Origin of the sequence: Litorilituus lipolyticus (genome assembly GCF_006439335.1) — a bacterium.
Classification (GTDB): Bacteria; Pseudomonadota; Gammaproteobacteria; order Enterobacterales; family Alteromonadaceae; genus Colwellia; species Colwellia lipolytica.
On the sequence record NZ_SAWY01000021.1, the window covers coordinates 65,721 to 84,323 of the forward strand.

Consider the following 18,603-nt stretch of genomic DNA (forward strand, 5'->3'; position numbering starts at 1 on the left):
AAGCAAAATTAATTGCTTCGGGGCTAATCAGTTTATATTAAAACTTATATCGCATTCCTACAGAGAAGCTACGACCATAACTTGCTGTGCCAGTGGTATATTGACCTGTGCTTGCACCAGCAGCTAATAGTTCTGTTTTTAACGCATCAACAGTTAAATGCTCTTCAGGATCAAGTAGATTATATGCATCAGCAGTAAACTGTAAGTTTTCTGAGAAGTCATATGAAATACCTACGCTTAAGTTCTCCCAGCTCGGGGCTATTGCGGTTTCAGTTCCTACGCTGCCAAATGTTTCATACGTCCAATGCCATACTTTACGTGCAGTGTATTCTGAACGATAGTTATAAGCGATATTCGCGCTAAAACCATCAATTTCATAAAATGCTACAACGTTGACTTGGTGATCAGACAAACCGAAGAAAGGTATTTTTTCTCCTTCACTGTTTGTTTCACCTGACTCTGAGTTATTGTAAGTATAGTTAGCTGAAACACCGAAACCTTCTAAACTTGCAGGCAAGAATTCATCAAAGGTTTGATACCAAGCTAATTCATAACCACGCATAATAGCTGGGTTTGCTGTGTCGTTGTATGGTCTGGTTACTTCAAACTCCTGACCTGCAACCATTTCAGTGGTTGTATCATTTTTAATTTGACCAACAAACTCTTTATAGAAAGTTGCAAAGGCTAAATTACCAGTATCGCTATAATACCACTCAATTGCCGTATCAAATTGATCCGCTGAATATGGTGAAAGTCCCGGATCATTCTCAAACATAGAGCGAGTTACTTTACCATCTCCACCTTCATCAAGTTCAGGGCTTAAGCTTGTATTAGGCGTTAACTGAGTAAGAAATGGTCGAGAAATCGCTTTAGAAGCCGCTAAACGAAGCACTAACTCATCAGTTAAATTAATTTTGAAGTTCATGCTAGGTAGCACTTCACTATAATCGCCACCGAACGTTACAAAGCTACGATCTTTCCAGTTATCATTAGCAAGAGTGCCGTCTGAATTAAATTCTAAGTTGGCAGGATCTCTAGAGTAACCATACGATTCAATATCTGTTTGTACATAGCGAACACCCACATCTAACATGTAAGGAAGACCAAATAATTCATCTTCAAATTTAGCTTCGACGTAAGCATGTAAAGTTTCTTCTTTTACACCATAGGTGTTGCCACGCGAACCATTTAATTGTGGTAATAACTTTTGATGTGCTGCTGGATCAAGCTGTTCGAAGTAACCAAATAAATTATCCATATTAATACTAGGCCAGTAGCTAGGAACATTTGCTCCATCACCAAAGTTTTCACTAGTACCTGGGTTAATTACGTTACTTGGTAATTGCCACATAGTTTGACCACCAATCTCAACCATTGGAGCGTCAAAAGATGGATTAACATCATCTATATGATCAAGGGCAAAAATACTTGGAGATTCAGGCCAGAAATATTGACGATCTTTCTCTTGAGAATTGTAACCTGCACCAAAATATAAGGCAGTTAAAATGCCATCAGATGGCTCCCATGTGCCATCTACAACAAATCTAGATGTACTGTTATCAGTGCTATCACCAAATCTTCTTGAGTGATGTGCGCCATAGACAGCAGTATCGTCAATCTGTTGAGATAAAACCATATCAGGAATTGACATACCATTATTAAAGTTAATAGCGGCACCATCAATACCTGCTCTGACAACAACAAGTCGACCATCGTTATCATTTTTATTTGATGCTTCAGAAACCGCAGCATCAAAGTTCAAAGTTACTTCATCAATGATCCAATTTGCATTCAAACCTATTTGATAAGTATCACTTGAACGCGGCACACCCGTTTCTAATAATTCTAATGTTGCATCATTCCAAGCGGCACTATCTAATAAACCATCAGGACCTACATTAAAATCAGTATATGTACCACGAGCACTCCATACGTTAGGTAGTACTAAAGTCATTGCTTTAGCGCTATTCTCAACATTATATGAGCTATATAATGCATCAAAATTGATATCTAAATTATCACCTACTAACCATTGTAATGCTAAGGTACCGCCAATACGCTCACGATCTGATTCTGTTCGTGTAATACGCGGCCAGCTAGGCATACGAAAAACATCGCCCATTGCAGAACCTTCAGGTAATACATCTAAAATACTATCGTCACCATGCAACTCACTGTATTCATAGTCATCCCAGTTTGTTGAGCCATAAACATCATAGCGAGTAGTTCTTTTATTATGTACAAACGTTGCTAATGCACCAAAGTTACCATCATTAAAAACATCACTTACCACAATAGAGGTTTTCGGGTTAAATGATTCAGCACGCTCGTTATAATCACCTTTAACAGAAACACTTAATGATTTGCCAAGTTCAAGTGGTTTACGTGAATAGATATTGACCACACCACCAACAGCACCTTCTTGTAAACGAGCTTGTTGTGTTTTGTGTACTTCTATTTTACCTACTAGCTCTGAAGCAATAACATCATAGTTAAAGTCACGTGTATTACTATCTGTTGCTAATTGTCGACCATTAAAAGTAGTAATATTGTATTTACCCGACATACCACGAATAGTGACACGTTGCCCTTCACCATCAACGCGGGTAACACTTATCCCTGGTACACGCTGCAATGCTTCAGCAACGTTATCATCAGGGAACTTACCGATGTCTTCTGCAACGATTGCATCTACAATGTTATCTGAAAACTTTTTAATGTTTTGTGCTTCTTTTAAACTACTAACAATACCTGTAACTTCAATAACTTCGATATCTTTTTCTTTTTTTGCATCAAGTTCTTTTTGCGTGGCTTGCTCAGCCATAGCTGCACCTGAGGCACAACTTAAAAGTAAACATAGCGCAGAAGCAATTGGTGTTAAGGAGAAATGCTTTTTATTAGAGTTATTTTTATATAATTTACTCATTTATCTTCCCTTGGAATGTTTCAAAAAATTCCTATTCACGACAAATTTAATCAGTGAAAAGGTCCGAATAAATACTGAACGGATCGATAAAAATTAACCTCCGAAAAGTTAGATAACTGGTCTTGAAAATTAGTGCTTTGCACTTTTTAAGTGATTAATTTGTAACAAGGCAGTTACAAGCGCCTTTAGAAAATGTCTAGCCTTAGCGGCGTGCAGGGAGGATAGATATAAAAAAGCCTAAGATAATACGCTTGAAATATGATCTTAGGCTTGAAAGCAGTATGAAATTATTTGATTTCAATAATGCTTAATGCAGTGTTATTTTTCGGGAAGTCGTTTTATTTGTGCTACTTCACATCCGTTACTTTTTTAAAACGAGCATTCTTTAAATGAAACTGTGAGCCCGACAGCTGAGGATATTTCTTTCTTAACTGATCAAATTCTGGGTTAATTGCTGTATCTCCCCATATACCCAACATGAGTTTTAACCCTTCTTCATTTTCAGGGTATTGTCCTTTATCATCGCTTTGCTCAATCCAATTTGATAGTACGTCTCTATGTTCCAGTAAAATATCTTGATAACGAGCATCAAGTGCTAAGTTTACAATCTCATGGGGGTCTTTTTCTAAATCGTATAGCTCCTCTACAGGCCTTGTTGAGGAGAAGTGCTGTGCTTGAATCGCGTTGAGTTGACCTTGCTCGAATAGGTTTTTACTCACTTTCGTCAGTTCCCAATAGTCGCGATAACTCGGCTGCATACCTGAGCGCTCTGGATGAAAGTTTTTAATGTACTTATATTTGTTAGAACGTACCGAACGAATACGGTCAATAGTAAAATCACAGCGATCTCTCGCTGAAATGACATACTTTTTACCTTGGTACTGTTCATCAAATAAATCATTACCTTCAAAGTATTCAGGCTTTTCAATATCGGCTAATGCTAACGTGGTAGCACTAATATCAAGTAAACTTATTTGCTCATCTCTGACAGTATTCGCCACAATGTTTTGATGATTTTTCCAATAAGCAATAAACGGAACTTTTAAGCCACCATCATAAAGAAACTGTTTATGACGAAGTAGTCGCATACCATGATCAGCAAAAAAGAAAATAACAGTATTTTCCAGCTCTCCGTCAGCTTCTAAACGCGCTAGAATATCTTTTACTTCCCTATCAGTAATTTGTAATGATTCTAAATATTGAGCCCATTCTTCAATAATAATGGGATGTTCAGGGTAGTAAGGCGGTAACTGAATTTTATCTCTATCGATAGGAAGCTGAACTTTATCTTTAAATTTGCTGCTAAAAATATGTTTACCACCTTTTAGTTGGATTTGACCAAAGAAAGGTTGGTTTTTATTTTTACGCTGATTCCAATCAATCTTCACACCTGACTTTCCATAAAGAGGATGCGCCATATAGTCACCTGAATAAAGATCAAAACGATCATAATCAAAATTATAATCATCTTTACCACTATTAAAGGTAAAGTAGCCATTTTCTTTCATAATTTCAGGTAACGTTTTCACTGAATCAGGTAACGAAATAAGCGATTCAGGCGTGCGCGAGCTATGGTGATTATGCACACCTATATTAGTTTGCATTTGCCCTGTCATCATGGCAGAACGCATTGCTGAGCAAACAGGTGCTGGTGTAATAGCATTCGTAAATTGGCTGCCCTGACTTGCTAACTCATCTAACGTAGGTGTTTTAACAAGTGGCTCACCATAACTACCAAGGTGCGGTGAAATATCTTCAACATAGATCCATAATATATTCGGTTTTTTCAGCTGCTCGGTATCGGCTGCATTTTCTATCTTATTAAGTTGATTAGCTTCTTGTTTCGCACATCCGAGCACAAAAAATATCAGTAATGAGATTATTATTTTTTGGAAAATGTTCATGAGTTTCCTTAGTAAAGCCTAATGTTCAAAAGACTACTTATCAAAATTACGATTTATTAATAAGATTCGTAGTATGGTAAAACGTTAGTTTTGTTCCGTTAACATGCTTAAAGTAACTCTTTCAAGCAGCTAACTCGGTGAGCTATATTATTATGCATCTATGCTCTTTGATGCATACTATTTACTAACTATTCATTCCTAAAAGTTAATGTACAAAGCTAAATATTATCTAAGGCATTAGTTAAGTCAGCAATTAAGTCATCAGCATTTTCTAAGCCAATTGAGACACGCATATTGCTAAGTGATATTCCCATGCGTTTCATATGCTCAGGTGTTTGCTCCACGCTGCAACTTATGGCCGGTGCATATATTAAACTTTCATGCCCGCCCCAACTGACGCCTTTTTGAAAAAGTTTAAGGGTATTAAAGAAGTTTTTGATTAATACCAGATTATCGGTTTTCAATTTAAAACTAAATAATCCACTAAAGCCTGTCATTTGTTGCCCCGCAAGCAGTGCTTGTTTAAATGAAGCAAGCCCAGGATAAAAGACTTCGGCAATCTTTTCGTGATTATCTAAAAACTCCGCAATACGCATGGCACTTTGTTGATGTCTTTCCATTCTAATGGGCAAGGTACGTAAACTTCTTAATAACATACTGGCATCATTAGGAGACGATGCAGCACCCAGTAACTCATACTCTTTCATACTAATATTATTGATCAGTGACTGACTACCAATTAATACTCCACCAATAATATCGCTATGACCACCAAGGTATTTAGAGCAAGAGTGCATTTCTAAATCAATCCCCAATGCAAGGGGCTTTTGGTATAGAGGCGTTGCCCAAGTGTTATCGATCATCGTAGCAATATCATGCTCTTTTGCTAATAAACTGATCTGTTTTAAATCTTGTAATGAAAATATCACCGAAGAGGGGCTTTCAAGGTATATTAATCTAGTATTAGGTCTTATAGCTTTGGCTATTTCCTCAAGACAGTTACCAGAGACATACGTGACTTCTACTCCCATTTTAGGAACAAGCATATTACGAATTAACGTGGCTGTTGGCCCATAAATATTACTTACCGTAATTAAATGGTCACCTTGAGATAAAAAGTGCAATATGCCAGCTGACACTGCAGCCATACCAGAAGAGAATAATTTTGCTCTTTCACCACCTGCCAGCAAAGCTAATTTGCCCTCAGTGTATTGTACCGTTGGATTATTACCTCGCGTGTATATAACGCTATTCTCTTTATCTGCAAACGCCTGTTCAAGCGCTTCCCAACTGTCAAAGGTAAAAAGAGAGTTTTGATAAACTGGTGGAACTACCGCGCCATAAGGGTCGCTATTATCATCACCATCGAATACTAGTCCTGTTTCTATATGTTGCTTTTTTATCATCCTAATACTACCTAGTTTTGTTCTTCGAATAATCAATTGCGAAAATTGCCAACAGTAATGCAACGGCAATGTTGAATAAGCTCATTAATTGCCAATACCAATATTCAGTAAGGGCAATGTCTAAAGTGGCGTAGATAAATACTGCCGTGGTGCTCCATGGCACTAGACTTTCTATCATGGTGCCAGTGTCTTCAAGTGATCGCGATAATAACGGCTTGGGGAGCCTATGTTCACGATATTTTTTAGAAAACACCTCACTAACAATAAAGCTATTGGCATACTGACTTGATGTTAGAGAATTGGTTAATGATGATGCAAATAAGGTGGAAACAACTAATGATGAGTCTCGCTTTATCTTATGCAACATAGCACTTAACGTGCGAGTTATTGCGCCCATTTCATCCACAACACCAACATAAACAAAAATTAAAATGGTGATAACAATAGGATCAATTAGAAAATATAAACCACCACGATTCAAAATACTGTTAATAGCAACCCCACTGGTGTCTACTGTCATATTGGCTGTTGATACAAACATCGAAAGGTCAAAACCTTTATGAATTGTAGTAAATATCTGCTCTAACGATATAGCTTGAAAACACAAAGCTAACAAACAAGCACTAATAGAGGAAACAACTAAAGTTGGTAGTGGCGGAAAACGCTTAATTGAGCCAATCAAAATGATAAGCGGTGGTAAAAATAGCCAAAAGCTAAAGTTAAACAGCCCTTGAAGCTGAGTTTGAAATGTCAAGAGTACGCTTTCTTGTGCAGCAGTGCTAGCAACGGGATAATAAAAACCCAGTATTATATAAGCAAACAATGCCAAAACAGCTGCGGGTATAGTGGTGTATTTCATTGCATTAATATGCGCTTGAACACTTACCCCTACAGCAATAGCAGCAATGTTTGTCGTATCAGATAACGGAGACATTTTATCGCCAAAATAGGCTCCTCCTATAACAGCGCCAGCCAAAATACCCAAATGTGCATTAGCTGTTTGCCCAACGGTAATTAACACTACACCTATGGTCGCAATAGTACTCCACGATGAACCTGTACACAGAGAGAAAACGACTGATAGTAAGAATGCTAAGGCGTAAAAATAGTGCTCGCTAACTAAATCTAACCCTAGGTAAACTAACATTGGAACCGTACCAGATAAAATCCAAGTACCGATTAAAATACCAATAACAAATAACAATAAAATAGTGGGAAATGCCCGTGTTATTTTCGCATTGACATTATTTATTAAACTCTGCCATTGATAACCTAAACATAATGCCTGAGCCATCACCATAACCGAGGCACTAAGAAACACTAGCTCTAATGGCAATGCTGTTTGATTTAGCCAAAGCGGCCTGATTATCAAACCATAAGCCACACTTGCAACAAGAATCATCACTGCCAACATCGAAGACAGTAGATGATTCACATCACTTAATGGACGAGAAAGACTATTTACTTGTGGTAATTCGTGCAACCCAACCACCACTTGGCGCTAACTCAACATTGATTTTACTTTGACTAGTTACCTTACTTGTCTGCTTTTTGATATCACTAGCGAATTTATCTGCGTTCACCCCATCACTCATGGAGATCATTTGATATTCACCCTGCCCTAAAAAGCTTAAATCAATATCAAAATTTCTCGCTTTACTGTTACCTAAGACACCAATAAACCAATCATTGCCTGAGCGCCTTGCACTAATAATATGATCTTGGAATTTTGCCGATAAAATCTTTGTTTCATCCCAAACTGTTGGCACTTTAGAGATAAATGCAGTGCTTTGCTCGTTGGCTAAGTAATTTGATGGACTATCTGCCAGCATTTGTAATGGACTTTCAAAGACGACATACAAGGCTAATTGATGAGCGCGAGTCGTTTTACTCATTGGTCGATTGAAGGAAATTCTAAAGTTTTCAGGTTGAGTATTCACCATCGCCCCTGGAGTGTAATCCATAGGACCTGCTAGCATGCGTATAAAAGGCAAAGTTAAATTATGCTCTGCGGTAATATAATCACCCCATTTATTATGCTCTAAACCACGCACTCCTTCTCTGGTGATAACATTAGGATATGCTCGTCTAAGCCCAGCAGGTTTGTATGAGCCATGAAAATTAACTAATAATTTATTTTTCGCCGCTTCTTTAGCAACGCGCCAATAATATTGCACCATCGCTTGGTCATCACGTTGCATAAAATCAACTTTAATACCTTTCACGCCCCAATCAGCGTATTGCGACAATATATTAGCTAAATCTTGTTCAACGGTTTCCCAAATAACCCATAAAATAATATCGACATTTTTGCTTTTGCCGTAGGAAATTATTTCGGCTAAATCAATCTCTGGTACTATGTTTAAGGCATCGCCTAACTCGTACCACCCTTCATCAAGAATGATATACTCAATACCAAATTTTGAAGCAAAATCAATGTAGTATTTATAGGTTTTTGTATTAATACCTGAGTTAAAATCAACACCATAAATGTTATTTGCATTCCACCAATCCCAAGCCACTTTACCTGGTTTTATCCATGAAGGATCGTCAATTTCCAGTTCGTTTGCCAATAAAAATGACAACTCATTTGTTAAAAGTTCAGCATCATTCTGGCTAATAGCAAAGATTCGCCATGGGAAATCCATACCCTGTTTTTTGTTTATAACAGCAATATCATTATATCGTTGGGTAATATTCTCATTTCTGTCGGAATCTTTTTTAAGCTCGGCTGATTTAACCCGTTTTGGCTGTGTTCCAATAAGGCTATTACTATTAGCACCCACCACCCAAAGTCCAGGGTAATCCTTTAATGAGGATTCAGTAAATACAACTTTTTGATTTTCAGTTTCAACTAATAGCGGCAAACTTGCTAAGTTCTTAGCTGAGATATCTGTTATTTTTTTGGTTATATAAGATCGTTCATTGTGAGAATAAAAACCCTTTTCTAATGGGTATTGTGCAGTAAAATCATCAGCAAAATTTAGTGAGACCTCTTCATCTAGAATAACCATATCTCGTGCTGATTTTGTTCTAAAACGATAAGCTACCCCTTCATTAAAAACACGAAACTCTATTGATAAACCACTATCAAATTGCACGGTTAACTGATTATAGTTTTCGACTACTTCTTTAGATTTTTGTTGAACAACAGGGTTAATCACCTGATTAACCGAAGTGATTTTATGAGAGTGATATTCTAGTTTTGCTTGTTCATATTTAGAAGATGTAAGCGAAATATTTGCTTTTGCTTTAGATATAATCAATTCATTGTGCGAGGTAATATCGTATTCTATGTAGCTTGGTTGATTGCTAACTTTAAGGGTTATTTTTTTATCTGGCGAGGATAGCGAAATCGTTTTACTAAACGCTGAAAAGCTAACAAAAACAACAAACAGCAGTAAACTTAATACTTTATTCATGTAAAGACCTAAATATTCTAATTAACTCAGTGGCTATGTTTAAAAACATAGCCACTTTCAATAATTTATAAATTTAAGCATGATTGAAAATTTTAAGCGTACGAGTTATTCAGAATCCACTCCTAAAAAGTAGTATTAGCAAAAAATTAAGCATTGTTGATAGAGTTACGAAACTCCACTGGAGATATATTTAACTCTCTTTTAAATATATCGTAAAATCGGCTCACTGAGCCAAACCCTGCCTTATTAGCGATACAAACCACAGTATCATCAGTATCAACCAATAACGCTTGAGCATGATGTAAACGAAGCTGATTAATATATTGCTTGATGCTCACTTTCATCACTCGAGTAAACAATTTCATAGCATAGTTTTTATGCAATCCAGTAGAATCAGTGACATTAGAGATTTTAATACGTGTATCAAAATTATCGGCGATATAAGCCAACATAGTTTGTACGTGGTTAATACCACAAACCACTTTTTTGTTATCTACTAATTCAGATTCATCCGTTAATTGAAATGACGTGTACGACTCAATTGCCATACGGCTGATTCTATTTCGTATTTCACTGATCACTTGAAAAGTTAAATCAGCATTATCTTTCTCAAGATCTTTCTCCCAAACATCAGTTAATAACTGATCACTCTCATACAAGCTTTCTGAGACCAAGACTTCGCCATCAAGCAAAGACTTAATATACTGATTAGGCAGTTTCCATGTTAAAAATGCCTGCAATGGAATATACAGGTTCACCATATAACCATCACCATCATAATGGGTCATTTGGTGGGGTATCGATGCCCAGAAAATAATCATTTTACCTTCAGGAACGTTTATTCGCTTACCGTTAATTAAGTAACTGGCCGAACAGCCAAATAAATAATTAACTTCTATGTGACCATGCCAATGACTTTGTTCCATTATTTCTGGCACATGCTTTTGGAACCCAAATTTGGAATCCTCTCCTTGCACTTCTAAGGGCCCAGATTCGCGTTGGACGATTCGGCTTATCCAATTTAACATGATGCCTCCAAGTAGAGTAAAGTTAGCTCCCCTTATTATTTTAATATATTTTTCGAGGGGAATTGATTAATTTAAAAATTCTCATTTTCAAACTTTTTACTCCTCAAATTTAAGTTTTCTCTGCTTTATGTGCAAGAACATTAAAGCCCTTTGTTATTTTTTAAGAATGAATTCTTCATAAACAGGACAATAAAACCAAGCTTAAACAGAAACTCGCTAAGAAAGGAAGTAATTAAAACTTTATCTAAGGTATTGAATTAGACAAATAAAACCCAAAACCTATTGTTAGGTTTTGGGTCTTTAAATTGCATTAAGCTTTGCTAAAAGCTAATGACAATATTAAAAAAGCGAATAAACGAGAAGCATTAGAACTGCAAAGAAGCAATACCTGAAACAGGCACTTCAAGTAACAGCACTTGCTTAATGTCGTTAACCGTATAGCGTTTCACAATGTTGCCTTGTACGTTTTTAATTACGACTTTCGCTGTTGAAATGGTTGGGTTTAGATTTACCACCACATTTTTAGATTTTTTGGCATTTATAATATCAACTTTATTAATTACCGATTTTTTCTCAGGAACATTTACAACTAACTCATCATAAATAGTAGTAATTTGTTTATTTCTTGCTGTACTAGTAATTAATGGGTAGTTAGCTAAAACCCCCTGAGGGCTGAATTTTCCAGCTAATAAAATATCTTTATTATCTTTCCAATAAGCCGTGTAATGAGTAACCATATCAAAATGCGATTTAGGTAATTCAGCTAAACGTACAGATATTTGTGGCACAGAATAAAGCACATTAAGTAATTGCAATGCCGCAATTTCAGCAGGCTCGTCATAATGCCACATTAACATATCTGAATGTACAGCAGTATCGCCACTTAAAACCCGTAAGTTAACTATTCTTTTCTTATTAGTTACTGCCCCATTTGGGATATCTGTAGCGCGAAACATGTTGCCATATTTACGCATAGCAGGCCCAATATAACGCTGCCTAAACTCCACCATTACGTCTGGGTTTATTGCTTTTAGCCTATCAATAAGGTCTGTCATTAACTTATCAACAGCAACATACACTGAGGCAAAGTCTCTACCATCTTTCTTTTCAAGAATGGTATCGTCATAGCTTTTGAATTGATCAATAAAATCAAGCTTTAAGCCATCCCAACCCCAAACTTTAATAGCCTGCTCGTAATGACCAATTAAATACTCCCTCACTTCCGGGTATCTAGGGTCTAGTACGTAGGTTTCTAACCCTTTACTGTGGTTTAAATACTTACCTTGAAAACGCTCTGCAACTTCAGCTTTTTCACCAACAAAAGGGATGGAATACCACAAGATAGCTTTCATGCCTAATTGATGGATATCATCGACAAAGTCTTTAATGTTAGTTAACCGTTCAGGTTTCCAATCTCCCGTATAGGCATAGCCACGATTACTATCGTTAGTTTGCCAACCGTCATCAACTATGATGGCTTTGTAACCTAAACTGGCAGCGACTTTTGCTTCTGCGAGTAAGCTTTCATGTTCAACTGATTGATGATAGCTATACCAAGTTGAATACATAGGTTCTAAAGCATCATCAGGAACAAATGTCGGTGTGTATCTCGAATCTTGCTGCCACCACTTAGCCACATCATTTAACGATTGGTAGAATGGCACAGTTCGAGTATCCAGCCTGACTTTTACCTGATATTGCTTAACTTTTTTGTGTTTTTCAGAGAGAAACTCTACCTCATGATAAATAAAAGAGTCTTCCTCTCTTATTTTAGCTGACATATGAACTAGATTAATTGCATCATCAACTGATACGGTATAGCGATTAACATCGTCGTGACCAAATAAGGTATAAACAGGTGCATTACGAGTTAACATCGACTCAAGCTTTTTACTGCTCCAATCTGCTGGAATAATATAATCAACATTAAATGCAGGCGTCCATACTCCTGCGACATCAATAGATGGAGTCTTCCAATTCAAGGTAAATTTTGGTGGTTGTTGCGCAGTTTTTGCACTTAAGGTAATAGTGGCAATATTGACATCATTAGCCACTTTCTCAGTTTTTACATGAATCTCAAAATTATCAGCAGCTGCCGATAGCTGAAATAACTGTTTATTAATAAAAAACTCTTGCGCATTAACCGGAGTTATTGCCATAGGTATTAACAATATAAGCACAGCAATAGCTTTAATAAGACCAAACAAAATATTCACCTCTGTGGAATTTGAACTGTAGATACTAGATTTTTCATCAATCAAAGCATCAAATTTATGATTACACAAAAATATCACGGCTTAAGATAACAGCATATATCGAGATGTAACTATTGATTCTTAAAAAATAACCTACCTATTTATTTCAATGTGCCCTAGCTCAATTGTAACAAGCATATTCATTGATTTTAATTTAAGGTCTTGATTTAAGGTCTTGATTTAAGGTCTAGATGTAATATATTTTCATTTAACGCTAAACAAATTCGTTGTAACAAACGTTCATTATTTAAGAGTGAGCAATACTCGTTTCCCCCAAAAGCCTAATGTTTAAACTTATTAAGCGTGCAGTTTTTTTTATGCTCGAAAGAAACTCATAAATAATTTATTTGAGAATAATAATAGTGTAGCGACTAAACTTTAAATTTAAGATTTTTCAAGGAAGAAAATTATGATGCGTATAAATTTATTGGTCATTTTTATGCTTTGCATAAATCCACTAGCACAAGCTCAGGAAATATATAAATGGGTAGATGAACAAGGCAAAGTACATTTTGGTGACAGAAAACCCGATTCTCAACAAAATGTTGAAGAATTAAACATCAAGCTTGTTAACTCAGTAGAAACGGTTTCTTACCAAGTTTCTTCAATAGATATTGGTAAAAAAGTAGTCATTTACACAACAAGCTGGTGCGGTTACTGTAAAAAAGCTAAGAAATATTTTTCTGATAAACGAATTCGTTATACAGAAAAGAACATTGAAAAAAGTAAAATAGCCAAAATGGAATTTAAAAAATTAGGCGGCAAAGGTGTCCCTATAATTTTGGTAGGAAAGAAAAAAATGAGTGGCTTTAGTCAAGCAGGTTTTGAACTCATATACGCGCCTTAACTTAAATTATACTAAGGCGTTTAGGGTACATAGTACTCTCTTTATCAATTAACTGGTTTCAAACTGATATTTTCATTGATGTGTACTATTGATGGTAAAAGCTTAAAAGCAGGTTTTGCACAAATACACACAGGTTATAGTTGAGGAACCAACAAACTTTTAGCTGCAAGCAACTCCCTCAGCGCTTACCTAAAAACGCTCCCTAGAAGAACTAATTCTTTCACCTAGCTCATTGTTGTCAATGCAATTATACGTCTTGTTAGGTTAATTAGAAAAAATAGTAAAGCAACGCTTTAGATTACGCAGTTTTCACACGTAACTGCTATTCGCTAAACTCTATAGGGCGTGTTAACACACAAGCAGAATATTTTGTGTTAAGTCAGCAAATTCCGTGTAATATCTAGCACAAAGTTAATCAGTTATTTAAAGCGTTTCCATCTTCAGTAAGGTAAATATTAGCGATGAAATTTAAAACGATTGGAAAATATGGACTATTCACATCTCTTTTTTTCATCAGTTCATGCAGTTTATTAAGCACACATCAGATACATGAGAAGTCGGAACAAGTTAACGTAGTGACCTCTTATGACCAAGTAAAAAACTGTCAGTTTTTGAGCGAACTAGTCGGTACAGAGGGTAAATGGTACAACTATTTTTTCATTTCAAACCGTGAGTTAACTACGGCCAGTATGAATGACTTGAAAAATCAAGCTAACACTATAAGCGCAAACCATGTCTATATTAAAGAGAAAATGGAATTCGCTACTTCGGTTACTTTTATTGGTCAGGCATACTCTTGTATAAACGAATAAACTTAAAGCCAAATAGAAAGCATTAAGGACATTAACTACCCAGAACATTGTTATGGCATTGAAGGTACAGAGTATTGACGTTACTACCACCATTAACGTTACCAAAGAAATCTGAACTAGCAAAAATGCCTGAACGATGATGAACTGACCAGCCAAAGTAGCATTCTTTTAGCTTTTCAACTTTGAAAACATCACCAATACTGACATCTATACAAATCATGATATTAATTACATTCTCTTTATGTGAACAGAAAGCTAAAATCTAATAAAACTACAGTGCCCAAGTAAATTGTAATAAACCATAGCCGTGCCATTTTTTACTATCGCCATGGTATTCTTTGTTATAAAAGTTGAAGCTCCATGCCACTGTACCTAATGAGTAGGCGTACACTATACCTGTTTCAGCACTCGCTCTAAAAGCATTCATCTCAACATTTGATTGATAGGGTAAATCACCGTCTATAGTTAAATCATTAAAGCGATAGCCCACTTGCAAGCGAGTGAATAAGAAGTATGATTGTGGTGATAATGTTCCTGTATAATTGCCAACATGACCAAAATGACCACTTAGTCGTCCGAATGAGTCAGTTAGGATAGCACCCCAACGTAAAGTTAAGCCAGCATTCACTTCACTACGAAAGTTTCCCAGCGAATTATAGCTATAGCCACTTATCTCCCATTGACTATTAAACGGTGCAGAATTTTTTAACAGGAGATAATCAATTTCATATGACAGCTGTATTGTGGGCGTGTTGTCAATTTGATATTGCCAACCTTCTGGCGTACTTGCCCCCAATAATTTATGTATAGCACCCTGTAATTGTTCTGTACCCGATGCAGGGCCAATAATGCCAAGTCCAAACCATACTTTTTGGGCTACTTGCTCGGAGTAGAACGATGCATGCTGTTCAAATTCTAAAAAGCCTGCATAAGGGCGATCATCAGGCTGTGGCTCAGTAATTTTAATTTCAGAAGGAGTCCACATGCGCTGGCTTACTTTTAAACCCCATGCCTGTTGGGCATTTTCTTGCTTAAAGAGTAATACACTTGGCCAAGTACTAAAACTTATCCCTTGCTGTGCATTTAAAATTTCAAGCTCACTTTGCCACCCTAAAATCATGCCATTACTGTAGTTACCATCTTCCTTGAATGTCACATCATTCTCTAATTGAAAGTGAACCTGCGAAGCATTTGCTGATGGCAAACATAGCAAAATAATAATGATGAAAAGGCGCTGCATCATAAAGAAAACCTAATGATAATTATTTAAAATAACACTGTAAGTTATCTTACAAAGGAAAACTTCATTAAAACAGCTATTTCACAATAACATTTCTCATGAATACATTTACCTTTAAATAAAGCGACTTGCTAAATTACTCTCTAATTAATAATTAGGGTTTGGTAAATCAAAACAAGCATTCATACCTGAACAAAAACGTGTTTGAAAAGGTACAGGATTAATCATTAACTCACGCAGCGTATCGGCCTGCTCCCCTTCGCCCAACATTAAAGCAGCTTGACCTTTACTCGCCTTAGAAAGTAACTGTCCCATGTTTTTAGTTACATTAAAGTTACCATTAAAACAGGTTTCACTTTGTTTCATTTCGCCATTTAACACTGAATATAAATTAGAGCGCACATCAAACTGAGTACTTTTTCCTTGGGTAGGTATCGTTAATGATAAGTAACGATTGCCATGCTCATCTATGGCAGTGGTTGTAGAGCTTTTATCATCAATCGCTATATCAATATCATTAACCACTTTGGGTAGCCCCCATATTTTAAGGCCTCTGATTTGATTTTCTAAACTGGTAACGGGCATATGAATAACATGATAACCAAAACCTGAAAATAGCTTTTCTGCAATGATTGGTAATACTGGTAGGTCAAAACTAGGGTTTACTTGAATAGGAATAGTTACTGCAATTTCATTATAAGGTGCAACACCAAGAACTTTTTTATATTCATAACATGAAATAGTGACTAATGCCCTGCCGCCTGGCATTTTTACCGGCTTCATAGAGGCATTAGGCAACTGTTCTAAGGCTGCTTGGTAATCACATAAGAACACACCTATAGAGCAACTTACATCACCATAAAAGGTGGGAAATAAATAATCTTTAGTGATGCTTTTATTTAACTTTAATGGGCTAGCAGCATTACGTAAATTAAACTGATTAAAATATTCTGCGCTAAAGTCATCTTTATTATTTAATAACTCAGGCGAAATGATGGTGTTAGCTTTCATAGTAGTCCTGTTTTTTCTTTAACCATACAAAATAGAACAGAAAACTAACATAGTAAAAATTACCTAATAGCTATTAACTAATATGAAGCACCTATTATGAATCCCCTCTCATTTCGTAGGCCTTTAAAAAGAAGTAAAACTTCAGCAAGCCATGAAAAACATAGACTTACCGAAGATTTAAAATAATGAAAATAATAATTTAACCAAATAGCTTTTTAATAAACGTCTGCTTTGGTGTTTGTCTCATTGGAATACCCTCACCTAGTGGATTAAAGTCATTTAAACTAGGAAATTGAATATCACTATGTTTATGTTCAAAATCACCTAATGCAGGGTTAAAGCGATATTCAGCTCCCCACTGCTCGATATTTTCGGTAATTTCATTGATTGCCTTAACCACAAAGCGTACTTCTTCATCAGACGTTGTTGGATGAAATGATGCGCGAACCCAGCCTGGTTTATCTGCATAATCTCCTGAATCTATTTGTTTGGTGATTTTTTGAGAGGTACCTTGATCAACATTCAATAAGATATGTCCGTAAGTCCCTGCACAAGAGCAGCCACCTCGCGTTTGAATACCATATCTATCATTTAACAGTCTAACAACAAGGTTATAGTGTACGCCGGGTACATAAAAAGAAACAATGGCCAACCTGTCTTTGATATTTGGTTCGAGCATGACTACACGTTCATTCTTACTCAACTCCCCCATAACATAATCTGTTAGCTCTTTTTCTCTGGCTGCAATATTCTCAACACCCATTTCATCTTTTAGTTTTATTGCTAATGCAGTACGAATACATTGAAGAAAACCTGGTGTACCACCGTCTTCACGCATTTCAATATTATTAAAGAAGCTATGCTCTCCCCAAGGGTTAGTCCAAGTTACTGTGCCACCACCTGGGTGATCAGGCACTTTATTTTTATATAGCGCCTTACTAAACACTAAAACACCTGAACTACCTGGGCCTCCCAGAAACTTATGCGGTGAGAAATAAATAGCATCTAAACACTGACGTGGATTTGCTGGATGCATATCAATATCGACATAAGGCGCAGAAGCAGCAAAGTCGACAAAGCATAAACCATCATGATCATGCATAATTTCAGCAAGCTGATAATAAGGCGTTTTAATACCCGTAACATTCGAACACGCTGAAAAAGAGCCAATCTTCACTTTACGGTCTTTATACTTTTCTAGTAATTCAACCAAATGTTCTGTTGATGGCAAGCCTTGCTCATCTGGATTCACTATCTCAAGCGTTACATCGCACTCATACCAAGACGTTTGATTTGAATGATGCTCCATATGCGTTATAAAAACCACAGGCTTATCGTTTTCAGCAAAGTTAACTTGGTCTTGCATACGCTCAGGGATACGTAAGCCTAAAATGCGTTGAAATTTATTAATTACTGCTGTCATGCCTGCACCTGCTGTAATTAAAATATCATTCTCACATGCATTTACATGACGCTTAATAACCCCTTGAGCGTCATGGTAAGCATGAGTCATTGCACTACCTGTGAGGTTCGTCTCTGTATGAGTATTTGCAACATAAGGGCCTAACTCATTATTGATATAGTCTTCAATTGGCTGGTATAAGCGGCCACTCGCAGTCCAATCAGCATAAATAATATCAAGGTCTTGGCCATTAATTCTATGACGTAGATTTTGGCCATTAACATTGTTTCGAAAAGGTAGAAAATAATTTTCAAGAGACATGTTATTTCACTCTTATGGGTTATAGTCTT

Annotated in this window: 13 protein-coding genes; 2 read left to right on the forward strand and 11 right to left on the reverse strand. The window is 36.4% G+C overall.

Features of this window, described 5'->3' with window-relative positions; translation table 11 throughout:
- Positions 1-37 precede the first annotated feature (37 nt).
- The 7 genes from EPA86_RS10930 to EPA86_RS10960 all read right to left on the reverse strand — a co-directional run bounded on the left by EPA86_RS10930 (position 38) and on the right by EPA86_RS10960 (position 12,971).
- Positions 38-2,926: a TonB-dependent receptor gene (locus EPA86_RS10930; protein WP_140603507.1), complete on the reverse strand. Its 2,889-nt coding sequence runs from the start codon at positions 2,924-2,926 to the stop codon at positions 38-40.
- A 347-nt stretch (positions 2,927-3,273) separates the two neighbouring features.
- The gene (locus tag EPA86_RS10935) at positions 3,274-4,830 is read right to left on the reverse strand and encodes a sulfatase family protein (RefSeq protein WP_140603509.1); all 1,557 of its coding nucleotides are present in this window, start codon (positions 4,828-4,830) and stop codon (positions 3,274-3,276) included.
- Positions 4,831-5,048: 218 nt separating this feature from the next.
- Positions 5,049-6,236: a trans-sulfuration enzyme family protein gene (locus EPA86_RS10940; protein ID WP_140603511.1), complete on the reverse strand. Its 1,188-nt coding sequence runs from the start codon at positions 6,234-6,236 to the stop codon at positions 5,049-5,051.
- Positions 6,237-6,243: 7 nt separating this feature from the next.
- A complete protein-coding gene (locus tag EPA86_RS10945; protein WP_246058366.1) occupies positions 6,244-7,719 on the reverse strand; it encodes a Na+/H+ antiporter NhaC family protein in 1,476 nt (491 codons plus the stop codon).
- Complete coding sequence (locus tag EPA86_RS10950) at positions 7,694-9,658, reverse strand: glycoside hydrolase family 97 protein (RefSeq protein WP_140603513.1); 1,965 nt, start codon at positions 9,656-9,658, stop codon at positions 7,694-7,696. Before EPA86_RS10950 ends, EPA86_RS10945 begins: the two co-directional genes overlap by 26 nt.
- Before the next feature lie 146 nt (positions 9,659-9,804).
- Entirely contained in the window at positions 9,805-10,686 is an 882-nt protein-coding gene (locus EPA86_RS10955; protein WP_140603516.1) for a helix-turn-helix domain-containing protein, read from the reverse strand.
- A 365-nt stretch (positions 10,687-11,051) separates the two neighbouring features.
- Positions 11,052-12,971, reverse strand: coding sequence for a glycoside hydrolase family 36 protein (locus EPA86_RS10960; RefSeq protein WP_246058368.1), 1,920 nt, complete (start codon positions 12,969-12,971; stop codon positions 11,052-11,054).
- A gap of 379 nt (positions 12,972-13,350) precedes the next feature.
- On the opposite strand from EPA86_RS10960, the gene EPA86_RS10965 reads away from it, so the two are divergent.
- Positions 13,351-13,788, forward strand: coding sequence for a glutaredoxin domain-containing protein (locus EPA86_RS10965; protein WP_140603518.1), 438 nt, complete (start codon positions 13,351-13,353; stop codon positions 13,786-13,788).
- A 545-nt stretch (positions 13,789-14,333) separates the two neighbouring features.
- Positions 14,334-14,600 (forward strand): DUF4156 domain-containing protein, encoded by a 267-nt coding sequence (locus EPA86_RS10970; RefSeq protein ID WP_281284881.1) that lies wholly within the window; start codon positions 14,334-14,336, stop codon positions 14,598-14,600.
- A 31-nt stretch (positions 14,601-14,631) separates the two neighbouring features.
- On the opposite strand, the gene EPA86_RS10975 is transcribed toward EPA86_RS10970, so the two are convergent.
- The 4 genes from EPA86_RS10975 to EPA86_RS10990 all read right to left on the reverse strand — a co-directional run bounded on the left by EPA86_RS10975 (position 14,632) and on the right by EPA86_RS10990 (position 18,574).
- Positions 14,632-14,820, reverse strand: coding sequence for a hypothetical protein (locus tag EPA86_RS10975; protein WP_140603522.1), 189 nt, complete (start codon positions 14,818-14,820; stop codon positions 14,632-14,634).
- Positions 14,821-14,871: 51 nt separating this feature from the next.
- Positions 14,872-15,843, reverse strand: a complete 972-nt coding sequence (locus EPA86_RS10980; RefSeq protein ID WP_140603524.1) for a lipid A deacylase LpxR family protein — start codon at positions 15,841-15,843, stop codon at positions 14,872-14,874.
- 144 nt (positions 15,844-15,987) lie between these two features.
- Positions 15,988-16,851 (reverse strand): acetoacetate decarboxylase family protein, encoded by an 864-nt coding sequence (locus tag EPA86_RS10985; protein ID WP_140603526.1) that lies wholly within the window; start codon positions 16,849-16,851, stop codon positions 15,988-15,990.
- A 199-nt stretch (positions 16,852-17,050) separates the two neighbouring features.
- Positions 17,051-18,574 carry an aminotransferase class V-fold PLP-dependent enzyme gene (locus EPA86_RS10990; protein WP_140603528.1) on the reverse strand — a complete coding sequence of 508 codons (1,524 nt, stop codon included), beginning with the start codon at positions 18,572-18,574 and terminating at the stop codon, positions 17,051-17,053.
- Positions 18,575-18,603: the final 29 nt, after the last annotated feature.

What these genes read in the sequence shown, in the direction of transcription:
- EPA86_RS10930 (WP_140603507.1), bottom strand. Translation starts at nt 2,926, where the DNA reads ATGAGTAAATTATATAAAAATAACTCTAATAAAAAGCATTTCTCCTTA.
- EPA86_RS10935 (WP_140603509.1), bottom strand. Translation starts at nt 4,830, where the DNA reads ATGAACATTTTCCAAAAAATAATAATCTCATTACTGATATTTTTTGTG.
- EPA86_RS10940 (WP_140603511.1), bottom strand. Translation starts at nt 6,236, where the DNA reads ATGATAAAAAAGCAACATATAGAAACAGGACTAGTATTCGATGGTGAT.
- EPA86_RS10950 (WP_140603513.1), bottom strand. Translation starts at nt 9,658, where the DNA reads ATGAATAAAGTATTAAGTTTACTGCTGTTTGTTGTTTTTGTTAGCTTT.
- EPA86_RS10955 (WP_140603516.1), bottom strand. Translation starts at nt 10,686, where the DNA reads ATGTTAAATTGGATAAGCCGAATCGTCCAACGCGAATCTGGGCCCTTA.
- EPA86_RS10965 (WP_140603518.1), top strand. Translation starts at nt 13,351, where the DNA reads ATGATGCGTATAAATTTATTGGTCATTTTTATGCTTTGCATAAATCCA.
- EPA86_RS10975 (WP_140603522.1), bottom strand. Translation starts at nt 14,820, where the DNA reads ATGATTTGTATAGATGTCAGTATTGGTGATGTTTTCAAAGTTGAAAAG.
- EPA86_RS10980 (WP_140603524.1), bottom strand. Translation starts at nt 15,843, where the DNA reads ATGATGCAGCGCCTTTTCATCATTATTATTTTGCTATGTTTGCCATCA.
- EPA86_RS10985 (WP_140603526.1), bottom strand. Translation starts at nt 16,851, where the DNA reads ATGAAAGCTAACACCATCATTTCGCCTGAGTTATTAAATAATAAAGAT.
- EPA86_RS10990 (WP_140603528.1), bottom strand. Translation starts at nt 18,574, where the DNA reads ATGTCTCTTGAAAATTATTTTCTACCTTTTCGAAACAATGTTAATGGC.